Raw genomic sequence first — 22,921 nt, 5'->3', positions numbered from 1 at the left:
TAATTTACTAATTATACTATAAGACCAATTGTCGTAAATGGTAAAGTAAAATAGGGATTATTCTAGAGCGTATCTTACTTTAAGAAACCATTTGGTTAGGGAGTTTTTTTATGAGGACAATTATATTACTTTTGTTAGCCTTATAATTTAACTCGGTTTAGGACATCAGAGTGAAAGGAGATTATCTTTTATGAAATCATCACCGAAAGACTTTTATGTGTCTCATGACAATCGACTTGCCCGCTATGCCGCCGTGTCAACTGCCTTAACATTGCTCAGCGATGAACAGCTACGAAAACGAGTAAAAGATGCTACAAGTCTTAGTACTGGCATTGGTGGTACAACGGCTTTGATGCAGCTTGAGAAAACGCCCATCTTCATGAAAATAATACCTCTTACGGAAAAAGAAATGCGTGCTGAAAATGCCATGTCCACGAAAAACGTGTTTAAACTTCCTCCATTTTGCCACTTTGGTATAGGTTCACCAGGTTTTGGCGTGTGGCGTGAGGTCGCCGCTCACACCATGACCACCAACTGGGTGCTGGCAAAACAGTGTGAGAGTTTTCCGTTGATGTACCACTGGCGGGTGTTAAAAAGTCCAGAACGACGTACTCCAATCTCTGATGAACTGAGCGATGTTTCCGGTATGGTTGAGTTTTGGGGTTCTCCAAATATGCGTGATCGTATTGAGGCACTTGAACAATCCGTGTACAGTGTTGTATTGTTCTGTGAGTACGTTCCCTACAACCTGCACGACTGGCTTTCCGAACAGGTTGCTATTGGTGAGAATGAAACTGCTTCAGCACTAACCATGGTGGATTTCAATCTCCGATCCGCAGTCTCCTTTATGAATGTCAACGGGTTACAACATTTCGATCTTCACTTTAAGAATGTTTTAACCGATGGAATCCGTGTTTATATTTCGGACTTTGGTCTTGCAACGTCTTCACGGTTTGAACTGTCCGATTCCGAATTGGATTTTCTTGAAGTGAACAAGACTCATGATGGCTGTTATGTGGTAACAGCGTTAGTGAACTGGCTTGTAACGGCATTGGTTGGTACGGTAAACCGAGCAGAACGAATAGACTTCATACGCCGTTGTGCTGAGCGTGACGAGTCTCCAGAGCTGATGGATTCAGCAACGAAAATTATAATGCGGTACGCACCGATAGCCGTATTGATGAATGATTTCTACACTAATCTCGTTTCGACGAGCAGAACTACCGCTTTTCCATTCGAGGAGATTGAACGGGTCTGTACAAAAATTGGGTTCGAGCCGGCTTTTCTAACGGGATACGATAGTTAAATTACACAAATATCATTTCTCCACAAATGAATCATACGGAGTTGAATGACATAAACTGTGTCCGGAAGTTTTTATGCAGGGAGCACAGGCTTCTTTGATCTTATGATTTCATAAAGCTACTGCTAGATTCTTCATAAGGACAACGTCAAATGCTCCCCAATTAATTGGGGAGCATTTGACGTCAGGGGGGGGTGTGTCATCTAAATGGCGCATTTATTAATGCCTTAAATGTCAAAAATTTTTCTTTAGAATTTATCAGGAAACTGTTTGACAATGCCTTCTGTTAGGATGTCCGCAAAATGAATCATATGGATCTCATTTTTGTCGGTTGCTGCAATATCTGATTTCCAATCTCCTTTGATACAATCAATGACTATTTCCGTAATCAACTGAAGGTGTGTATACAACATATCTTGTAGCGTTTTAAACTGCCAGTTCGGATTCGCTGCGCTTAAAAATTTAGCGATATCGTCGGCGTTTCTATGCCAATCCGCCTCTAGTTTTTTCACATCCGCCTGATTTCCCGCTTTGGCAGCCATTACAATTTTCCCTGCGATCAGAATATGCTCTCTAAGAAGTTCAGCCAGCTTATTGCCGGCGGCTTCTCCATAATAAGGTTTGATCACATTGCCTATGTCCTGCTGGTTCCGCAAAAGCCGATCCAATACGTCCTTCTGGTCGTATCGATTAGATATGGCGCTGACAATATAGCTTCTTGTCCATATCGTATGGTCGATCCAAACTTTCTGCATATCGACTTTCAACTGCACCATTTTGGAACTTAGGCAAGTCAAATCCTTCTCCTCGCCTGCCTTTGCTTGCACAGATACTGCTGGCGTCATGCTTAAAATAACCGTCATGGTTAACAGCAATGACAACAACCATTTGTTTTTCATATTCATCTGCTCCTCTGTACGTTTGGAATAAACTAAGCTGTATTATTTTGGTTTAAATTTCCGATTATATACAGAGGATTATTTACGACGTTCCGCCACAAGGAGTTGTTCAAGGTGTTTTACCGATGCATTGCTCGGCAAATGTAGGGGGAGAGGCGATGTCGCTTTGTATTTCGGCTTGTCCGGCACAGGTAAAACGACGTCCGAGCGCAAGCTCATGGCGGAGGGAATCAAATAAATTTATTTGATTCCCCAGTTAAACCAGGAACATCTGCTCATCCGTAAGTAAAAACACAAAGGGACTGTAACAAGAGAACAACGCCATAGGAACTAAAGGATATCGGATAGATTTAACGAATAGATTCTAATTTAAAGGTGAGTAATGGAGCGACTGCGTGGAATGTTTCATGCGTCCAAGTGTGATAATATTTAGGAAGGATTATAGATAAAAAATGAGAGAATGCAGGTGAGAGATTGAACTTTGTTTTTATTAAACGTTTTTTAATATTTGTAGCAAGTCTTTTCATCTGGTTTATCATTCACACTACTTTCGTGATAATAGATGGGTTGAATGATGAATTGAGACCTGTTGACGTAGCTGTAGTATTAGGAAATAAAGTAGAAGTTAATGGACAGCCTTCTGAGCGGTTACAAGCAAGATTAGATACGTCTGTAGAACTTTATGATGGGGGCTATTTTACTTTTATCATTGTAAGTGGTGGTATTGGTAAGGAAGGTTTCGATGAGGCAAAGGTTATGAAATCTTATTTAATAGATAAAGGGATACCGGAAGAAAAAATTATAGAGGATAATAATGGGTACAATTCATATATGACCGCCCAAAATACCAGCAAGATTATGGATGAATTAGAATTAGACTCCGTTATGGTTATTACTCAATATTTTCATGTATCTAGGACAAAATTAGCATTTAGAAAAATGGATTTTAAAGAAGTGTATTCAGCTCATGCCAAAATCTTTGAGTTTAGAGATATTTACTCAATAATACGAGAATTCCCAGCATATTATAAATATCTCTTTAAATAATGATATAAATAAAGTGATAACCTAATCTGCGTTCAAGTAGGATCGAATCAGTATCATGACTCGTTTGTCTGAAACTTCCGTGCCACTCTAACAGTCAGGTGACAATAACACTAGCTCATCAATTGCCGCGTAAATCGCGGCACTTTTATTTTATGGGGAAAGGTTGTTGTCAAAGCGTGATGACAAGATCTTTATGCGATTCCCGATTTTGATATGAACTTTATCTCATTCCTGATGTAGCATCAAAGCTACGTTAACTGCAGGAAAGATGATACTAAAGATGATACGAATTAGAATTAATTTGGATGTCTTTTCCACGCTAACGGATAGTTATGTTCAAAGAAAATTATATATCGTAAAATAAGGATAAGGATAATATTGGAGGAATGCAGTGTGAATTATGAACTGATTATGATCATTGTTTTACTGTTCTTAAATATTCCAATATATAAATTTCTGTTCCGTATTTTTTTTGAAGATGAAAATGATTATAACGAATCTATTAGGCATACTTTTACTCCTAACATAATTTCATTATTTAGAGGGGAATATTGGAGGGACAGAACTAACACAGCGAGACTTCAGTTTTATATACTTATCTGCATAGGGATAGTTGTCTTGGAATACATCGTTTTGAATAAACTAATTAATATTTTTCGTTGAAATACCATGAATTAGGACCAATACCATCCTTGTATTTAATAGACACAGGTTATGGACACTTATATACTCTTTCGTTTGAAACAATATATAGGGACTACTCCAAGGAAGAACTCGAAAAAATAAATAAAGAACGCAACTTTCAAATATTTCTGCATTACAAAGGTGTAAATAACGAAATTGAGTTTTTATAAAAAGTGTTTAGGTCATCTTTCTTTAACTAACGTGAGGCTTTAGTTTATTAAAAGATGAGGTAAAAGAACAAACCGAGATTGGGACATTGTTTAACTAGCGGGGAACAATAGTTTAACAAAACAAGGAGCAGATTTGCCATGGCAGCTGCTCCTTGTTTATTAAGGTAACGGGCAGGACATCTTTAAGGCAAATATTACAAAAAGGATCAGAAATCGGTATAATTAAGGGGTATTAGCCAAACAGCCAAAGGGGGTTTTTAAAATGGAATTTGGACTTTCCCATAATAAGTTTAACGCCAAAAAACAAGGGTCCCTTGTTAGTACAATTACTGGAGTGTTAGAACATCTTTCGTCATTGTATGCGAATATTGGGGAGGCCAGAGAGAAAAACGGCACTTGGTCTTTACATGAAAGCACTCCAACATGCCCTACATGTAACGGCACGGGCACTGTCATTGGAGATATTGATCCAAGTCGTATGGTCGCAACTGAACTCTCGCTTAAAAAAGGAGCTGTGCTTCTATGGGCGGGTACTAACTGCGGACCTGTTGCAAAGATTAAAGAATTGGCTAAAATGATCGGGATTGACTTTGAAAGGCCACTTGCTGAGCAGGATATGAAATTTACCGATATTTTACTCTATGGATATGATAAGGGACCTGTAACATACGTTCACAAGAAAGAGGTACGTAAAAACTATTATCATGGGTGCGTATCCGATTTGAAATATATGCGTGACGCTGGAACAACTAGTAAAGGAAACCTTAAGGCGATAAAATTATTTTCCCGACATGATAAGTGTCTAGATTGTTCCGAAAGATTGTTGGAAATAGAACGCTTGGTTATGGGGAATTCCCTTTCAGATGTGATGAGAATGCCGGTTTCGGAATCACTATTATTTCTCCAGAAATTACGCAATGGTCTCGACAAGCAAGTGCTAGATACTTATTGCGAATTGATTAATGATCTGGAATTGCGACTACTTTATCTAAGTAAAATTGGTCTAAAGTCTCTTTCGGCTTTCGATGGTAGAGACTTGGTGAATCCGAAAACAGGTTAAGGTAACAATTTTTCCTTCTAAGCAACGATTTTGATTTGAATTACAGATATGAGACTATAGGGGTTGTGAAAAAACGCCGGTGACCTTAAGCAGGTGACCGGCGTTTTCATATTAGCGTTTCGGCATTTTGCTCTCATCCATGTACAGCAGGTTCCAGCGGTGACCGTCCAGGTCGGCAAATCCTGCGCCGTACATCCAGCCGTCAATTTCACTCGGCTTGCCAAAGATGCTTCCTCCGGCAAACTCTACTTTTTGAATAAAGGCATCTACTTCTTCTCTGCTTTCAGCGCCAATGGAAAATATTACTTCTGCGCTTTGGGAAGTATCTACGGTTTTTGAACCTGTAAATTTCTCAAACGCCGCATCCGGGAACAGCATAATCGTTGTTTGGCCTATGGCAAGCTTGGCTCTCTCGTTACCAACGCTCACCGCATGGAATCCAATCTCATTGAAAAAGGCAGTTGACTTCTCAACATCTTTGACCGGCAGGTTAATCCAGATCTCCTGTGACATGGCTGTAGCCTCCTAGAATATATTTTCAACAACTCCTACTATACTCCACTTCTGGCAGCAGAAGCGAATCTTATTAAAGAAACCGCATGGAATATCTTCATTAAACTGGGCAGAATAACATCCCAAGGGGGATATTTATGGAAAATGTCGAATAGATTAACGAAACAAATACAAATGAACAAAAGTGAGGAAGAATATGAATATCGTTCTCATCGGAATGTCTGGAGCTGGTAAAAGCACGTTAGGCGTACTGCTTGCTAAAGCGTTAGGAATGGAGTTCGTTGATACAGACATCGTTATCCAACAACAAGATGGCAGGCTGTTACAAGGTATAATTGATGATGATGGCATACAAAAATTCATGGAAACCGAAGAACAGATCGTATCAGAGCTGCAGCTAAAAAATTGCGTTATATCTACAGGTGGGAGCGTTGTATATTCAGAAAAAGCTATGCATGCCCTTAAACAGGGGGGACTGATTATATATTTACATGTCCCATATGAAGAAATTAAAAAGAGATTAGTAAACATTACAACTAGAGGCATTGTAATGAAGAGAGGAAATCATCTTCAAGATATCTATGAGGAAAGAATCCCCTTATACTTGAAGTATTGTGATAATACAGTTGATTGCTCTAATATGAGCATCGAGCAATGTGTCAGTGAAATTATTTTGAAAATACGACAACTAAAGCATTGAGATCATTACGCAAATCTATATGTAAGATAACTAGAGATGATGAAAGTGATTTGAAACGCAAATAGCAGCTCTTCCTCATCAGAGGAGGGGCTGCTTTTGCTTTATCTTACCTTTCGTTTTTCATCGGGTATTAATAGGTGAGTTTTGTTTAAGTTGAACTGCGTAAGACTAAGTGTGTAGGTAAAATAACCTTTTTCGGCAGCAGCGTATTTCCATTTATTCGCTCTAATAAAAGATCGACGGCGACCATGCCAACTTCCTCGGTGGGCACATCAATCGTAGATAGAGGGGGATTGGAGTACTTCGATACTTCAATATTGGATAGGCCTATAACGGCCACTTTGTCAGGCACAGCGATGCCATTGTTATATAAGCTGTTAAGGGCTGCCATAGCCATCAAATCACTGGCAGCGAAAAAGGCAGTTGGTAGATTATTTGTTTTGCATAAATGATTGATTTTTTCTATACAAACAACTTCATCCCATAAACAATCTATAATCCAATCGGGATTTACAGACAATCCGGCAGCATGCATGGTGGAATAGTAGCCTTGATAGCGTCGGCTTTCTTTCAAGTTGCTCTTTAATCCGCTTCCACCTATATATCCAATATTCGTATGACCTTTTTCAATAAGATGGCTTACGGCCAGAGAAGCAACATTGTAATGATCATAACCTACATTATCGATATCCCAGCGTTCGGTATCGATGCCAACAATATGCGGAACCTGCTTGCGAACATACTCGTATGTTTCGCTATTTAAGGATTCCATTAGAATAAGACCTGTAATGGATTCACTAAATGTATTAAACAATATCTTCTTATCATCAAATTCATGTCCAGTCCGAATAAAGGCAATATTGTACCCTGATTGATGCAATCGCTCTTCTACACCAGATAATATAGACATGAAGTAAGGATCGTTATACTTATTTTTTGTAACACTTAATACACACCCAATTTTGATGTGCGCCTTGTTAGTGGCAGTATCCTTTGCTGCTGCTTGACGCCTCGGACTAACATTGATTTTATAGTTAAGCTGTGTCACAGCCTGCCAGACTCTTTCACGAGTTTCATCCGTAATTTTATATTTCGTATCATTGTTTAAAACTCTAGATACGGTGGCCGTGGACACATTTGCTAATTTAGCAACATCCCTAATCGTACTCATAAATATGCATTGTCTCCTTTATTGCTAATGATCGCAATGTTACGTTGTGAATCGTCATTAGCTTATTTATGTTTTGTTGCGTCGAAATTACGTTAATGCAATATTGTCCCTATGTATGCCTATTAATCAATATAGTAACATACGGATGATAGACTATGTCATCTTAATTTTAGTTTTTTGCCTGATATAAATTTCACTTGCAGGTTTGGTTAAAAATGTTATAATTGCACCATAAGATTACTAAACAAATCGTATTTATAACGTAACATACAACGTAACAAGAATGCAAATGCTGTTTACTTAAGAGTATATCTGTTTGGGAGATGATCAGACATGAGTAAAGCAGTAACGGTGTACCCAGCAATAATCGATAGCTTAATAAGCAATCCCGGCATTGGTTTCATTTCTGCACCTGGATTAATGGGCGACATTGGTGATGTGTATGACAATAGAGGGGAAAAGAAAGAAAAATATAAGTTTACCGAAGACAGCAGCACTTATAATCATCCGGATAGCAAAGTATATTTCTGCAGTGTGCGCTGGAGAGATATAGAAGTCACAAAAGGTGAGTACAGGTGGGAAGTGCTGGAGGGGAAATTGGACTATGCGAAATCCATTGGCTGTACTGCAGTGGTACGATGCTCGCCATATGCACTAAACGAAGAAGATGATATACCGGAATGGTTCCGAGCGGAAAACCCGGAGGAGCCTGAATTCCCTTTTTGGAGAGTAGATCCTCAGACATCACGTTATGTTGACTATTGGTCTGAATTTATAAAAGCTTTTGCTATAAAGTATGACGGGCATCCTGTAATAAGCTCTATAGATTTGACGATTGTAGGAGCATGGGGGGAAGGCGGAGGAACTGAGTTTTTAAAGCCGGAGGCCATTCAGTCTATTACAGATGCCTATTTGGATGGATTTAAAATAACACCGCTTCAGGCCCTTTTGCATGACCCGATGTCTATGAAGATTATAACGGATCGAAAAGCCAAAGTGGGTTTTCGTGTAGATTGCTTAGGAGATATGGGCGGTTTTCATGGAGAAGAATGGTCACATATGACTGATTTCTACCCTCAGAATATACAGAACTTTAAAATGGAAGATGCTTGGGAGAAAGCTCCTGTTTTATTTGAAGCATGCTGGCATATGAATGACTGGTATATTCAGGGCTGGGATATTGATTACATCATTCAGGAAACGCTCAAATGGCATATTTCTTCCTTCAATAACAAAGGAACGATCGTACCAGAGCCTTGGAAAGAAAATGTAAAGCAATGGTTAAAAAAGATGGGGTACCGCTTTGAATTAAGAAAGTTCACTTATGATTCTGAAGTGAAGGCAGGCGGCAATCTGCACATTACTGCTTTGTGGGCTAATGTAGGAGTCGCTCCTATCTATAATCACTATCCGCTTGTATTGAAGCTTATAGGCAATGATCAGACTTATACGCTTAATAGCAGAGAAGATATTAGAGAATGGCTGCCTGATGAAGATATTGCTTGGGAGGAAAGCTTCTCTATACCGAGTGAGGTTCCAGAAGGAGAGTATGATTTAGCAATTGGCATAGAAACCGGCGTGAAAGAGATCGGGAATATAAAGCTTGCGATCGAAGGAAATCAGGACGGCTATTACCAAATGGGAAAACTATTCATAAAGAGGGGATGAGTAAGGAATGGAGCTTAGATTGGATTTTAAAGAGTCTATTGCGTACTGCAATTTTGATTATCTACCTGAAGGTTTAGAAGAAAAATATAAACGCTATAAACCGGATAATAAGACAACACTCATTCCACGCAAATTTTTATCTACTATTTTTGAGCAATATCAAATCCCTGAGCATACACAGCAATTGCTGGTTCATGGGATTGAAGAAATAGAAAATGATGAAAAATTATTTTTTTTCACCACATTTTTAGTGGAAGATATGTGCTCCGCGCGTAATCGCTGTGACGAAGCCTTTTATACGAATATGACTCCAGGATGTATGAAGCAGTATGGTGATTTATATTCATTTCTTTTGCTGCTCGCCTGCGTTGTCCCTTCTATGGAATTGTTGGAAAAGCGCGGAATCCCGAGAGAGTATTACGAGAAGATACCTCATCAGCCCCTCGGGGCTCAATTAGAAAAATTAGCTGCACATGGTGATTCTAAAGTTAATGATTTTCCGTGGGATATGAATTTTTATACTTGTTCCATATTTCGATTAGATAGATTTCTCTTTATACCCTACCGATTTGATGATCAATTCACCATGTTTCGTCATGTGAAAACGAAAAAAGTCATTGCACTTCGGCATGCGGGAGAAGAGTTTCGCAGTGATGGTCAAAGGAATGGAATCAATGATGTTTTTGATTCTCGAGGACATTTCATATCGGTATGGGACGAAAATGCAGATTGCATCATAGCTAACCGGATAAATCCAATGGGATTCGTTGAAAGAGAACCGACTTCTATTGTAAAGAAGGAATGGGAACCTGTTCTTCAGAAAGGGGATACCCTTTTAGGGCTTCATATTCCATCTGGCCCCGGTTATACACCTGACAGGCTGAGAAATTCAATGGCTATGGCTATCGAATTATATGCCAAATATTATCCTGAGTTAATAATAAAAGGATTCTGGAGTGCAAGCTGGCTTTATGATACTAGATTATCACTCCTATTAGACAATGAAAAAAGCAATATCGTGCAAGTCCAAAGGCAGTTTTATAATTATCCAACATTTGAAGGGGACAGCATGCTGCGTTATGAAGCCTTTGGAGACCGGGAGGCAGACCCTGTCCAAAGCCCTGTCCAATTCACAACCTCGTTGCAAAAAGCAGCCGCAGCGTATATGAAGACGGGTGCCCGATTTAACACATTAAGCATGATCGTTTTGAAGGAAGAAATCGAAAAGATTGGAAGCATGCCATATATAACAGCTGCGGATATTGATCAATTCCTTGAGACAGTTGACAGCCATTTATAGGGGAGGCAATTGGATGGGTAAATATTCGCTGGAAAACTACGAGAAGTATAAAGCAATAAAAGTTCGGCCTCATCCATTACCGAGGAATGAAAATAATTCAGGAAACGGACAGATTCAATATGTTTCATTCTCATGGAGAGATCTGGAGCCAACCAGAGGAGAGTATAGACTTGAAAAGGTGAAGGAAGCACTTAACACAGCAATAAATCCTATACTTGTACTCAATCCGGACTTACCTTTATGGGTAACGGGCTATGTTAGCGATTGTTTCGCGGCCTTTATAAGAAAAGTTGGGAGTTATATCGATTCAGACAGCCGCCTTGTGGGCGTTGTTATATCGACACTAGCTGATGGCAAGGAAGAATGGAATGCCTATATGGATACGTTTGATTCACGGACGCTTCTTGCTGATCTGCACAATGATAGACTGATTCATTATTTAAGAGAACATGGCCGTGGATTTGGCTTGCTGGTAATGGGCAGTGAAGTTAATTGGATTGCCTGCTGCGAAGCATTTGCCAAACAAAAGCTGCAGCATGTATGGAAGAGTTACCCGGTTGTCCTTCATGTGACCGATAACGTATGCGGTCCTAATATTAGACGCGAGGCATACCGATGGCATGTAAGCCTTTCTAATCTGAATATAGGGCTTGGATATGACCTTGCACTACGTAGACTGACTTATCCAGAGACCGTTTCAAGTCATGGCAGCTTGCCGCTTCGTTTCTGGTTTGTTAACACAGGGAGCTCTAGGATTTATCGTGAATTTGATCTATGGATTAAATTGGAGCAAGGGGATGTATCTTATGAACTCCCCATGCATGCTGCAACACAATCTTGGTTAACGGGAGACCTTGTCCATAACGAGATCATACAATTGCCGAATATGGAGCCGGGAAATTACACACTGAGCCTAGCATTATTTTACAAAGACCGATCCTATATCCATCTAAATATACAAAGCAACGAAAAGGATGGGTATTATAAAGCGGGTATTGTAAAAATCGAAATAACAAATGAAGATCCACTTTTGAATATATGGGATAGGTACTATCCGGAAGGATATTATCCACTAGAAGACCCTAAAGTACCGGAGTAGAAATAGAGAGCTTCTTGGACGAAAAATCATACGCTGGAGGTAGTTGATTTGAAATTAGCATTAATCGGAGCAGGGCAAAGAGGTATGATCTACTCACAGTACGCGAGCAAAAGTGCAGATATTATCGCGGTAGTTGAACCGAATGATACTAGAAGAAAGGCTGCAGCAGATGAGTTTGGAATCCCTCTCGAGAATCAATTTGAATCTGTAGATGAATTTTATAAATTAGGAAAAATTTGCGATGCCCTTATTATTTCTTCTATGGACAGAGACCATTATGCGCAAACGATGAAAGCGCTTGACCTTGGTTATGACATTCTTTTGGAAAAGCCAATTTCTCCGAGTCCTGAGGAATGTTTAAGAATACAACAAAAAGCGAATGAAAAAGGACGCAAAGTTATCGTTTGTCATGTACTTAGATATACAAATTTCTTTGCGGAAATAAAGAAAATTATTGATAGCAAAGAGCTGGGGAAGGTCATAACCATTCAGCATAATGAGAACGTCGGAAATTATCATATGGCTCATTCATTTGTAAGGGGCAATTGGAGAAGAAGTGATCTGGCGAGCCCTATCATTATGCAGAAGTCCTGCCATGACATGGATATTCTATCGTGGTTGGTAGACAGTGATGCGAAGCGGATTTCTTCTTATGGAGACCTGACTTATTTCAAAGAAGAGAATGCACCGGCTAATAGTGCTGATCGATGCTTAGACTGTAAGGTTGCTGCAGATTGTCGGTTCGATGCCAGAAAAGCATATCTCCCCATAAGAGGACAATGGCCGGCTACTACCATCTCAGTGGATCAGACAGAAGAAGGATTGTTGAAGGCTTTGGAAACAAGTCCATACGGACGCTGTGTTTATCGGTCTGATAATAATGTTTGTGATCACCAGGCAACCGTGATTGAGTTTAAAAATGGGGTCACGGTAAATTTTAATTTGAGCGGATTTACAAATAAAATGTATCGAACGATTAAAATAATGTGTGAGCATGGAGAAATTAGAGGAGATGACAGCTTAAATATTATTGAAGTAACCCGGTTTACATCTAATGCGGCTGAACAATGTGAGCAAACAGTCATCCGGCCGGCTGCCATGACAGGCGGACATAATGGCGGCGATACAGGACTGATGATTGACTTCTTGGATAATTTAGTAAACCAAAACAGCAGCAGCAGATCTTCCATAGATAGGTCCGTAGAAAGTCATATTATGGCATATGCAGCTGAAAAAGCAAGAGTTACCGGTACTGTAATTGATATCGACCATTTAAAAAAAGAGCTGCAAGAAACATTACAGGATAGTTGCTCGATAACGATGCAAAGGTAGTGATGTAATGAGTTTAATGGTGAAAGGAATTGTATATGAGATAAAGAAAAACAGAATATTGTATCTCATGTGTGTGCCTGCACTTATTGTGCTAATTATGTTCTGCTATATCCCTTTTGCAGGCATATGGATGGCTTTTACCGATTTTAATGTAGTGGACGGAATATTTGGCAGCAAATTTGTTGGTCTGGATAATTTCACCTACTTCTTTTCTAAAAACAGCATGGGGTGGAAGGTTACCTATAATACCTTATATATAAACTTTTTCAGCCTTATATTAGGCATTATTGTTCCAGTCAGTATTGCTGTTTTCTTAAACGAGATACGCAACAAAGCATATAGACGAGTAGCTCAAAGCATGATGTTTTTTCCATATTTCATATCATGGGTTGTAGTAGGAGCTATTCTATACGGGATCTTCTCAACGGATGTAGGTGTTGCCAACAATATTTTGGAGTTCTTTGGAGCAGATCCGATCAGATGGTATTCAGAACCAAAGTATTGGAAATGGATCATTATTTTTTCGAGTGTTTGGAAGTGGAGCGGGTATAGTTCTATTCTTTATATGGCTGCAATGGCTAACTTTGATGGAAGCTTATATGAAGCAGCAAAAGTAGATGGCGCTAATAAACTGCAGCGTATTGTTTTCTTAACGATTCCTATGTTAAAACCGACTATCATTGTCTTAACATTACTAAGTGTTGGACGGATCTTTTATGGTGACTTTGGAATGATTTATGGAATTGTCGGTAATAACCCGGTGTTAATTGACGAGGTGACGGTAATCGATACTTACGTTTACCAGTCTATGCGTACTTTGGGCTTCTCTTATTCGACTGCAATCGGATTATTTCAGTCGCTTATGGGTCTAATTCTAATTACTGCAGCAAATAAATCGGCTAAGAAAATAAACGATGGAGAGGGTCTATTTTAATAATGGAAACTAATAGATTGCTTGGCGATAGACTCGTAAAGAGCTTGGCATACTGTTTTATTGGCTTATTTGCACTCGTTTGTCTATACCCTCTTGTATTGACACTTAGCGTTTCCTTTTCAACCGAAAAGGAGATTGTTAGAAATGGCTATTCCATCATCCCTCTGACTCCAAGTTTGGATACGTATAAATATATATTTGTTAATAGTGGAATGAAGATACTGAAATCATATGGTGTAACCATCTTTGTAACTGTAGTTGGCACGATAAGTGCATTACTGATTACTAGTATGATTGCATTCTCGATATCCATAAAAAAGCTGAGGTACCGTAACATAATCGCATTTATTAGTAATTTTACGATTATTTTTTCAGCGGGTTTGATTCCATGGTACATGGTTAGCGTCAATTATTATGGATTGAAAAATAGTATTTTGGCATTAATCATTCCTTCTGTTTTTAGCGTTTGGAACATGTTTTTGATGCGTACGTATTTTGCAAGCATTTCACCGTCTTTATATGAAGCAGCGGAGATGGATGGAGCTAATTATTTTACGATTTATATTAAAATTGCCCTTCCTTTGAGCAAGACCGCACTTCTTACGGTGGGATTAATGTATGCGCTTAATTATTGGAATGATTGGTGGAATGCACTTATCTTCATTAACGATAAAGATTTATTTCCGTTGCAATACTATCTCTACAATATCTTATCTAATGTAAATGCGATCAGCTCCGGCCGTATTCCATCTGGGGCTTCAGGCAACATAACGCTGCCCGCGGAAACAGTGAAGATGGCGATAACAGTTATCACAATTGGTCCTATTATTTTCCTGTTCCCTTTCATTCAAAAGTATTTCGTTCATGGCATTATGGCTGGCGCAGTAAAGGAATAAACGATATATGGTTTTCAGCCTAACAAGGCTTTACATATATTAACCATTAAATAGGGAGGGTTATCAATGAAAAAAAGGAAAATGCTTATCTTTTTGGTTTTAATGCTAGTGTCCTTATCTATGTTAGCGGCTTGTAGTGACAAAAAAGAGGTTGCGGGGAAGGGAAATGGGAAACTCGAAACACTCACCATTTTGTACCCGGGCGACGAAAGTGATCGGATGACTGAATTTCTTCAAAATGAATTTTCAGAGAAGATGGCAACAGACCTTGGATTAAAGGTGAAAGTTATTTTCGTGCCATGGTCTCAATATTGGGAACAAAAAGATATCATGCTGGCTGCAAATGAACCTATTGATCTATATTGGGACGGCCTTCCTGACCTTTCTACCATCGTCAACAAGAAGCAAAGTAAGCCGTTAGATGATCTAATTAAGAAATATGGTCAGGATATGCTTAAAGTGTTGCCAATGGAACAGTTTCAAGGTGCAGTAATTGATGGTAAGATTCAGGGCATTCCATCAGCGTATGCTCCGTCCTCTGCGATGTATCAACTGGTAGCTGTACGTCAGGATATACTTGAGGCAGTTGGTATGAGCGAAGTGAAAACAGCTGATGATCTAAAAGAGTTTGCAACAAGAGCGGCAAAAAAGTTTCCCGAAATGAAAGGGCCTGCTGATATTGTCTTTAAACCTCTAACCAGGTATTTTGCCGATGAGCAGTATAACTTTATTGCAGTAGAAGATTTAGTTGTATTTGGTGAAGACAGCAAAAAAGCATATAGTTATTATGAATCAGAGGCTTTCCAAAAAGTAGCGAAATTTAACCGCAGTATGTATGATGCAGGGCTATATTCGGAGGATCTGACCATTAAATATAATGAAAGAGACTCTCGCATGCAGACAGGCTTATACTTATGGGTTGAAGGATCTCTAGGTAAGGAAATGGAAATTATTGATGCAGTAAAGGCCAATGCGCCGGATGCTAGAGTTAAAACGTATCTTTTGGCAGACGAAAAACCTCGCTATATTACAGCAACAGGTGGAGAGGTTCTTGGCGTACCTGTAACTGCCCCTAATCCTGAAGGTGCTATAAAATTTGTGAACTGGATTTATAAATCCAAAGAAAATTATCAACTAGCGCTCTATGGTGTCGAAGGCAAGGATTACGAGATCGTAGATGGAAGAATCAAGAAGCTGACCGCTAATGAGTTTTTCTATGAATGGATGTTTAGAAACCAGAATTATCAAATGTTTGGACCGGATGTAGCACAAGAGTCTATAGATAATTATAAAAGCTGGGATGACAAGGCGATTCTATCCGCTTCACTCGGCTTCCGATTTAATAATGAGAAAGTAAAATTGGTTGAAACTGCCCTGAAGGAAGTCGCAGGCAAGGACTTAGCTGCTATACGCTCAGGTTTTGTGGATTTTGAAACAGGATACCCGAAGGCTATTAAGAAGCTAAAAGCAGCAGGAATCGATGAATACGTAGCTGAGATTCAGCGTCAGTTGGATGAGTTTTTGGCTAGTAAATAAAGAGATATCATATTTTCAACTAAGAGAATGGGCATAGGGTAAAAAAGCTGCCGTTCCGGATCACAGGGTTTCCATGGTTGGAGCGGGATAAATATACTTCAATACCAAGAGGGCTGCCATATGGCAGCCCTTCGTTCAATTAACGAACAGGAGAGTTGAACACAGTCGTTTGACAAGGTGGAACAGTGTAGGAATAATTGGATATCAGCATTTATGAATTTATAAAGTAGAGATGTCAATAACGAATCTATACCGCACATCACTTTTGAGGACACGCTCATACGATTCTTCGACTTGTTCTGCGCTTATCACTTCAATCATAGGGGCAATGCCGTGCTCAGCTGCGAAATCGAGCATTTCCTGGGTTTCACGAATTCCACCAACGAGTGAACCTGCAATGCTGCGACGACCCATAATTAATGAAAATACATGATACTGATCTGGTTCAGCTGGTGCGCCAACATTTACAAGTGTTCCATCAATGCGAAGTAGTGATAAATACGCATCAACATTCAGATTTGAAGACACTGTGTTTAAAATCAGATCAAAACGACCTGCTAATTCTGTAAATGTAGTGGGATCACTTGTTGCAAAGTAATGATCTGCGCCAAATTTCAATGCTTCCTCTTTCTTATTATTAGAGCGACTCAATACTGTTACTTCAGCACCCATAGCATGAGCAAATTGGATTGCTACATGGCCAAGTCCGCCCATTCCCACAATGGCAACCTTCTTACCTGGTCCAGTCTTCCAGTGTTTTAAAGGAGAGAATGTGGTAATCCCTGCACACAATAGCGGACTTGCTACATCCATATCTAAACCGTCTGGAATACGGACAACGAACCCTTCCGTTACAACAATTTTTTGGCTATATCCTCCGTACGTTGGATTACCATCGTAGTCTAGACTGTTATATGTGTTGATAACACCTTTCGTACAATATTGCTCCTCACCACTTAGGCAGTATTCGCATTCTCCGCAGGAATCAACAAAGCAGCCAACGCCAACGCGGTCACCAACGACATATTTGGTTACTTCTGTTCCTACTGCTTCTACGACTCCGGCAATTTCATGACCAGGAACCATTGGGAAGATTCCACCCGCCCATTCACCGAATGCACTGTGAATATCAGAGTGGCAAATGCCACTAAACTTAATATCTATTAAGATATCGTGTGGCCGTAATTCTCTCCGCTCAATAGTGGTCTTTTCAAATGGTGCTTTAGCACTTGAGACACTTAGAACACGTGTCGTAGTCATGTTTTTATGATTATTGCACATAAAAGATAACACAATCCTTTCTTTTGTAAATAATAAGTTGACTGAAGAAGTAACTTACATCAGTTTATTTTTAATGTATTTATAAGCTACAAGAATAGCTTAATCCTTAATGTTGACTTTAAGGCAAGGGTTTTATCGAAAATTATCTATAGAAAGAGCGTGACGCACTTCATTTTCAATCCGTCACAACAAAAAATCTTATTAAAGTAAGTTCTTAATTAAGCTCTTCTTTGTGGTACTTCCTTTCTAATTCATCGTAGTATTCTATTTTCGATTCAATTTTAATAAAAGCGTTTTCCAATTCTCTTTGTTTCTCCATCATTTTCTCTTTATGTTTTTCAAATATTTGTTTACGTTGCGAGGCTGTGCTGTCTCCTTCTTTTGTTAATTCCACGATTGCACGTAATTCTGAAAGAGGTATGTCAGTTTTCCGTAAACATACAATAAGCTCTAACCATAATAAATCTGCTTCGTTAAAAATACGATTTCCATTTTCATCTCTTTTTATATAAGGTAGAAGACCTTCTTGTTCATAATAGCGGAGTGTATGTGTAGGCAAACCTATCTTTTCTGCTGCTTCTTTTATATGAATTTCCATGTGTCTGTCCTCCATAAATCATTTTATTATGTTGTTTCTCTTATTACTATTACTTGTGATCTTTTCCTTATCATAGACCTTAAAGTGTACTTTAATGCAACAACTCGTTTTCATCTTCTTTGGGAATTTATGAATATTTCTTGACTTAAAGTCGTCTTTAAGGGTTATTGTTGCATGGTATTAGAAGATGAAGAAGGTTGGAGATGGAGTTTAATGTCTAAACGAATTAATTTGCTTATATTTATATTGACGGTAGGAGTTTTCGGTATTTTAAATACTGAAATGGGCGTTATTGGCATATTGCCTTTGATTGCTGATTACTATGATGTCAGTGTATCAAAAGCCGGGTTGTTTGTGAGCCTCTTTGCACTTGCTGTTGCAATATCTGCTCCAAGTATGCCGCTTTTGTTTTCGGGTATAAATCGCAAGAAGGCGATGTTGCTTGTACTCGGTGTTTTCGTTCTGGGTAATATTGTCTCAATTTTTGTATCTAACTTTGCAATTGCATTAATTGCTCGTGTGATTCCAGCTATTTTTCATCCAATTTATTGTTCCATCGCATTTACAGTAGCTGCTAACTCAGTAAGCAATGAAGAAGCTCCAAAAGCTGTTTCTAAAATAATGTTGGGAGTATCTGCCGGTATGGTACTTGGTGTGCCAATCACTAGTTTTATTGCTAGTGAAACTTCGTTTGAAATGGCCATGTTATTCTTTGCTATCATTAATGCATTAACATTCATTGCTACATTACTATTTGTACCATCTAAGCCTGTTAAGGAAAGACTTTCTTATGGAACACAATTAAGCGTATTAAAAAATTCAATTACTTGGCTTTCCATTGCCGCTGTTATTTTTATTAATTCAGCAATATTTGGGGTTTATAGCTACCTTGCTGAGTATCTTGAAACCATTACTAATATTTCAGGGAATACGATAAGTTTAATGTTAGTTGTATACGGTGGGGCAAATGTTATTGGTAATATTGTGGCAGGGAAGTTACTTACTAAAAATGCCATTAAAACGGTAGTGTCTTATCCTGTCGCATTAGGAGCAGTTTACATCGTATTATTCTCATTTGGACAGTTCACTGTACCTATGGCTATCATTACTTTAATTTGGGGAATATTAGCTGGCATTGGAGGTAATATCGCTCAATATTGGATCACGTCCGCAGCTCCCAAAGCTCCTGATTTCGCTAATGGATTATTTTTATCATCCGCTAATATTGGAACAACAATTGGTACAGCTGTAGGTGGATTATTTATATCAGCAATCGGTACACAATATATTGTAGTAGGGGGGTTACTATCGTTGATATTGAGTGCGGTGTGTATTTTGTTAAGAAACAACATATTTCGTCCTAGAAAACAACTTTCTGCATAAGAAATTTAATAAGTTTGTGCTTGATGAATTACCTGCTTATTAAAAAATTTAAAGTAGCCGATTTCTTTGTTCAAATATGCTATACGAAAGCTAATATATCGCTTTTTTGTTCTAAAATCATGCTGCTTTCTAGTGGGTTTGTCGAAATCGTCGTTGAACCGAAAGACGATTCTCGGGAATTCATCAAAGACTGGGCGCCAGAAGGCAACATATAGGACTCTATTCAAACATCTGTTATAGAGTTAAGAAAGCATAATTGAAACTCAATAAGCTCGTGAAATACCACGAGCCATTTGAGCCGCAACGAGTTTTAAACAGGCTCTCTATTCCAATGCATAATAATTTCATCCTTCTAAAGACACAAGTCTACAATCCCATAGCCTTGTCCGTGCCTAGCATGCTTATTCTCGTCAACTGAAGGGCCATGTAATTTGCGCTGTATTTCATGCCGTTGTCATACCATTTCTCAACTACCCCAATAATCGAAGAGCAGAGGTAATCCAAAAGAATGTCCATGGGAATAAGCATCTTTTGTTCGAGTTTGAAATGGGAGATGATAATGAACTGGCTTTCTCTAATGACCTCCTGCATACGGCTGCGAACTGCTGAATCCTCGATTCGCTTGAACATGATCGTGTAAAATCCTGCATGAGTTTGAAGATGATCGAACAAAGTGACGAAATAAGGATGAGGGCTGTCTATCGTATTAGAAAGTACGGAATCGCTAACTCTTGAGGCTTCAAGCTCTTCAGAAAGTGATGTTAGCTTCTCTTCGATGACGGCATGAAGGAGATCGAATTTATCTTTGTAATGGGCATAAAAGGTTGATCGATTGATTTCGGCATGTTCCGTTAAATCGGCTACAGAAATGTCGGGAAACCCTTTTTCTTTTAGAAGGGAAACGAAAGCTTCAGTTATGACCTTCCGTGAGCGGATAATTCTACGATCTTCTTTCATGGTTGCAGCATGTTTTTACTCTCCTTCTGATAAAAAACAAAATGGTTATATATGTTGTTTAACCAACAAATTGAAGCTCATGTTCAAGCAAGCAATTTCCATGAAATTAGATCTTACCAGTAATAAAAAGGTTGAATAGATCTATTCTATTGTTGTTTGTTTTTCATTAATCGAACATAAATGGTAGTTGTGTAGTTTAAAGGACATATGAACTGAAATTGATGGTTGAAAACATTGAAGAAATTGGATAATATCAACAACATGAATAAAAACATAGTATTCTTATCGGAAAAAGAAGTCAAGGAGAATCCATACTATGACAACAAGAGGTGAAAAATTTTTAAACAGCCTTAAGGATGGTAGGAAGATTTGGCTTGAAGGCCAAACGGTTGACGATTTGCCTAAACACCCCGCGTTTCAAGGCACGCTCAAAACCATTACAGGACTATTTGATTTGCTGGATGATCCGCATCGCAGAGATGAAGTTGGATACTTGCAGCCATCATTAGGCCGATATGTTCACAGTTCGTTTCTAGTACCTTATTCGAAAGAAGATATTTTAACAAGAAGTAAAGCTTTTACCTGTTGGGCGAAAGAAACAAATGGCATTATGAGCCGTTTATCCGATTACGGCAGGTCTATGATTACGGGATGGTACGCGGATAGGGAGGAAATCAGCAAGAGGGATTCGGGATTTCAAGCGAAGATCGAGAAGTATTACGAATCGGCCAGGGATAACGACTTGTTCCTTACGACGGCTATACTGGATCCGCAGATCGATCGTTCACGTGAACTGAGCGATGAGCGTATCTCAGAAAGATTCCTTCATGTTGTGAAGGAAACGAGCGAAGGCATTATTGTGCGTGGAGCGAAAATGATTGCGACAGGAGCGCCGTATACTCACGATTTCATTATTTTCTCTTTTTTGCAGCTGAAGAAGGAGAACAAGGAGCATTCGCATGTACTTATCGTTCCAGCGAATTCGAAAGGGCTGCATATCGTTTGTCGGGAATCGTTCGCAGATTCGAGAGAAAAGGAGCATATTTTAAGCTCCCGATACGAGGAAATGGATGCCGTGCTGTTTTTCGACGATGTTCTGATTCCATGGGAACGCGTATTGCTTTATGGCGATTCAGAATCCGTATTGAGTCTGCGGAACAACAAAACGGCGAATTCGCTCGCTTTCCATCAAACGGTTGTGAGGTCCGTCGCAAAGCTTGAATTCGTAACAGGACTTGCTTTCGCAATATCGGAATCCATAGGGGTAACTGGCTTTCTACACATTCAAGAGAAGCTTGGCGAGCTGCTAACGCAAGTCGATACGATGCGCGCGCTGGTGATCGCTTCTGAGACGAAAGCTGCGCCAAATGCTTCAGGAGTTTGGTTGCCTGAGATTTCCTTCATCGATACGGCAAGGAATATTGGAACGAAGATTTATCCGAGAGCGATTGAGATTTTGCAGCAAGTCGGAGGAGGAGGGTTCGTTCAAACCCCGTCCAGTATGGAAGACTTCTATGGTCCGATCTCCAAATTCATGCATCTGTATTTCGAAGGCGCCTCCGTCAGCTCGGAGAAAAAGGTAAAGTTGTTCAAGCTAGCATGGGATTTAATTGGCAGTCCGCTCGGCTCGCGCCATGAATTGTATGAACGTTTCTACGCAGGCGATCCCGTTCGCTCGTACGCGAATCAATATCTGAACACAAATAAAAGTAGTTATATCGATCCGATCTGGAAGCTGTTGCAGGAAACGAGCAAGGGATAGATGATCAACCTATATCAAAATACAAGCCGATTAGACCACTAAAGGCACCTTTCTCAAGCAACATGGGACTGGTGTCTTTTCTATTTGAGAGGAGATTGAACATTTTGGAAGTTTTTTGGTTTATTCCCACCCACGGAGATGGACATTTTCTAGGCACTAGCGAAGGTGCTAGAGCGGTTAACTACGCGTACACGAAATAAATCGCTCAAGCAGCTGACGAGCTGGGTTTTGGCGGCGTACTACTTCCGACGGGCCGCTCGTGCGAGGATGGATGGCTGCGTTGCACGGAAGGGACCGAAGTAAGCTTGTGGTGAGTCCTAACCTATGTGCCGGGGTCGGCTTGGTGCGCTGTGGAGCCGGCACTGCGCTTGTAGGCGACCCCGATCAGGTCGCTGCTCGCATGCTGGAGTATCAAGAGATAGGAATTGAAACCTTCATTCTGTCCGGATACCCTCACTTGGAGGAGGCTTATCGGGTAGCGGAGTTATTGTTTCCGAAGCTTCCTCTGCAAAAGCGGGAGCAGGGAGATCAGCCGCTCTTCATCAGTCCATTCGGCGAAATGATTGCCAATCAGATTATACCGAAGAGTATAACGACCTCTTCGCGCTAAGCTTGACCGCTCTCCGAA

At 39.6% G+C, this 22,921-nt stretch carries 19 protein-coding genes and 2 pseudogenes; 15 read left to right on the top strand and 6 right to left on the bottom strand.

All coding sequences use genetic code 11. The features are described 5' to 3' along the window. Positions 1-190 precede the first annotated feature (190 nt). Complete coding sequence (locus CEF13_RS15020; protein ID WP_102711580.1) at positions 191-1,306, top strand: protein kinase family protein; 1,116 nt, start codon at positions 191-193, stop codon at positions 1,304-1,306. A gap of 245 nt (positions 1,307-1,551) precedes the next feature. Here the strand turns inward: CEF13_RS15020 and CEF13_RS15015 are convergent, their stop codons facing one another. Further along, on the bottom strand, positions 1,552-2,202 hold the full coding sequence (locus CEF13_RS15015) for a glycosyltransferase (protein WP_208414785.1): 651 nt from the start codon (positions 2,200-2,202) through the stop codon (positions 1,552-1,554). 116 nt (positions 2,203-2,318) lie between these two features. Between CEF13_RS15015 and CEF13_RS29585 the strand changes: the two are divergent. From CEF13_RS29585 to CEF13_RS15000, 3 genes and pseudogenes are all read left to right on the top strand, one after another. Next, positions 2,319-2,428, top strand: a pseudogene (locus tag CEF13_RS29585) (phosphoenolpyruvate carboxykinase (ATP)); the annotation flags it as partial. A 248-nt stretch (positions 2,429-2,676) separates the two neighbouring features. After that, entirely contained in the window at positions 2,677-3,249 is a 573-nt protein-coding gene (locus tag CEF13_RS15010) for a YdcF family protein (RefSeq protein WP_102711576.1), read from the top strand. Between the two features lie 1,116 nt (positions 3,250-4,365). Continuing rightward, positions 4,366-5,163, top strand: coding sequence for an excinuclease ABC subunit UvrA (locus CEF13_RS15000; RefSeq protein WP_102711572.1), 798 nt, complete (start codon positions 4,366-4,368; stop codon positions 5,161-5,163). A gap of 111 nt (positions 5,164-5,274) precedes the next feature. Here the strand turns inward: CEF13_RS15000 and CEF13_RS14995 are convergent, their stop codons facing one another. Continuing rightward, positions 5,275-5,676, bottom strand: coding sequence for a VOC family protein (locus tag CEF13_RS14995; RefSeq protein WP_102711570.1), 402 nt, complete (start codon positions 5,674-5,676; stop codon positions 5,275-5,277). Positions 5,677-5,872: 196 nt separating this feature from the next. On the opposite strand from CEF13_RS14995, the gene CEF13_RS14990 reads away from it, so the two are divergent. Then, entirely contained in the window at positions 5,873-6,376 is a 504-nt protein-coding gene (locus CEF13_RS14990; RefSeq protein WP_102711568.1) for a shikimate kinase, read from the top strand. 148 nt (positions 6,377-6,524) lie between these two features. Here CEF13_RS14990 and CEF13_RS14985 read toward each other — a convergent pair whose 3' ends face one another. Beyond that, entirely contained in the window at positions 6,525-7,547 is a 1,023-nt protein-coding gene (locus tag CEF13_RS14985) for a LacI family DNA-binding transcriptional regulator (RefSeq protein WP_102711566.1), read from the bottom strand. Between the two features lie 333 nt (positions 7,548-7,880). On the opposite strand from CEF13_RS14985, the gene CEF13_RS14980 reads away from it, so the two are divergent. From CEF13_RS14980 to CEF13_RS14950, 7 genes are all read left to right on the top strand, one after another. Beyond that, entirely contained in the window at positions 7,881-9,215 is a 1,335-nt protein-coding gene (locus CEF13_RS14980) for a DUF4832 domain-containing protein (RefSeq protein ID WP_102711564.1), read from the top strand. 7 nt (positions 9,216-9,222) lie between these two features. After that, complete coding sequence (locus CEF13_RS14975) at positions 9,223-10,515, top strand: acyltransferase domain-containing protein (RefSeq protein WP_102711562.1); 1,293 nt, start codon at positions 9,223-9,225, stop codon at positions 10,513-10,515. Between the two features lie 13 nt (positions 10,516-10,528). After that, complete coding sequence (locus CEF13_RS14970) at positions 10,529-11,614, top strand: DUF4832 domain-containing protein (protein WP_102711560.1); 1,086 nt, start codon at positions 10,529-10,531, stop codon at positions 11,612-11,614. Positions 11,615-11,662: 48 nt separating this feature from the next. Continuing rightward, complete coding sequence (locus CEF13_RS14965) at positions 11,663-12,946, top strand: Gfo/Idh/MocA family protein (RefSeq protein ID WP_102711558.1); 1,284 nt, start codon at positions 11,663-11,665, stop codon at positions 12,944-12,946. A gap of 7 nt (positions 12,947-12,953) precedes the next feature. Further along, the gene (locus CEF13_RS14960) at positions 12,954-13,880 is read left to right on the top strand and encodes an ABC transporter permease (protein WP_102711556.1); all 927 of its coding nucleotides are present in this window, start codon (positions 12,954-12,956) and stop codon (positions 13,878-13,880) included. Then, positions 13,880-14,776, top strand: a complete 897-nt coding sequence (locus tag CEF13_RS14955; protein WP_102711554.1) for an ABC transporter permease subunit — start codon at positions 13,880-13,882, stop codon at positions 14,774-14,776. The genes CEF13_RS14960 and CEF13_RS14955 overlap by 1 nt, the downstream gene beginning before the upstream one ends. 66 nt (positions 14,777-14,842) lie before the next feature. Beyond that, on the top strand, positions 14,843-16,312 hold the full coding sequence (locus CEF13_RS14950; RefSeq protein ID WP_102711552.1) for an ABC transporter substrate-binding protein: 1,470 nt from the start codon (positions 14,843-14,845) through the stop codon (positions 16,310-16,312). A gap of 219 nt (positions 16,313-16,531) precedes the next feature. Here CEF13_RS14950 and CEF13_RS14945 read toward each other — a convergent pair whose 3' ends face one another. Beyond that, positions 16,532-17,593 carry an NAD(P)-dependent alcohol dehydrogenase gene (locus CEF13_RS14945; protein WP_102711550.1) on the bottom strand — a complete coding sequence of 354 codons (1,062 nt, stop codon included), beginning with the start codon at positions 17,591-17,593 and terminating at the stop codon, positions 16,532-16,534. A gap of 214 nt (positions 17,594-17,807) precedes the next feature. Then, complete coding sequence (locus CEF13_RS14940; protein WP_102711548.1) at positions 17,808-18,191, bottom strand: MerR family transcriptional regulator; 384 nt, start codon at positions 18,189-18,191, stop codon at positions 17,808-17,810. Between the two features lie 213 nt (positions 18,192-18,404). Here CEF13_RS14940 and CEF13_RS14935 point away from each other — a divergent pair, with 213 nt between their 5' ends. Next, complete coding sequence (locus tag CEF13_RS14935; protein WP_102711546.1) at positions 18,405-19,574, top strand: MFS transporter; 1,170 nt, start codon at positions 18,405-18,407, stop codon at positions 19,572-19,574. A gap of 366 nt (positions 19,575-19,940) precedes the next feature. On the opposite strand, the gene CEF13_RS14925 is transcribed toward CEF13_RS14935, so the two are convergent. Next, on the bottom strand, positions 19,941-20,531 hold the full coding sequence (locus CEF13_RS14925) for a TetR/AcrR family transcriptional regulator (protein ID WP_102711542.1): 591 nt from the start codon (positions 20,529-20,531) through the stop codon (positions 19,941-19,943). A gap of 316 nt (positions 20,532-20,847) precedes the next feature. Here CEF13_RS14925 and CEF13_RS14920 point away from each other — a divergent pair, with 316 nt between their 5' ends. Together CEF13_RS14920 and CEF13_RS14915 are read left to right on the top strand one after the other, a co-directional pair. Then, entirely contained in the window at positions 20,848-22,293 is a 1,446-nt protein-coding gene (locus CEF13_RS14920) for a 4-hydroxyphenylacetate 3-hydroxylase family protein (RefSeq protein WP_102711540.1), read from the top strand. A gap of 271 nt (positions 22,294-22,564) precedes the next feature. Next, positions 22,565-22,903 (top strand): annotated as a pseudogene (locus CEF13_RS14915) (alkanesulfonate monooxygenase); the annotation flags it as partial. Positions 22,904-22,921 lie beyond the last annotated feature (18 nt).

Source organism: Paenibacillus castaneae (assembly GCF_002884445.1).
GTDB classification, from domain to species: Bacteria; Bacillota; Bacilli; order Paenibacillales; family Paenibacillaceae; genus Pristimantibacillus; species Pristimantibacillus castaneae.
This window is presented reverse-complemented; position numbering and strand designations above follow the sequence as displayed.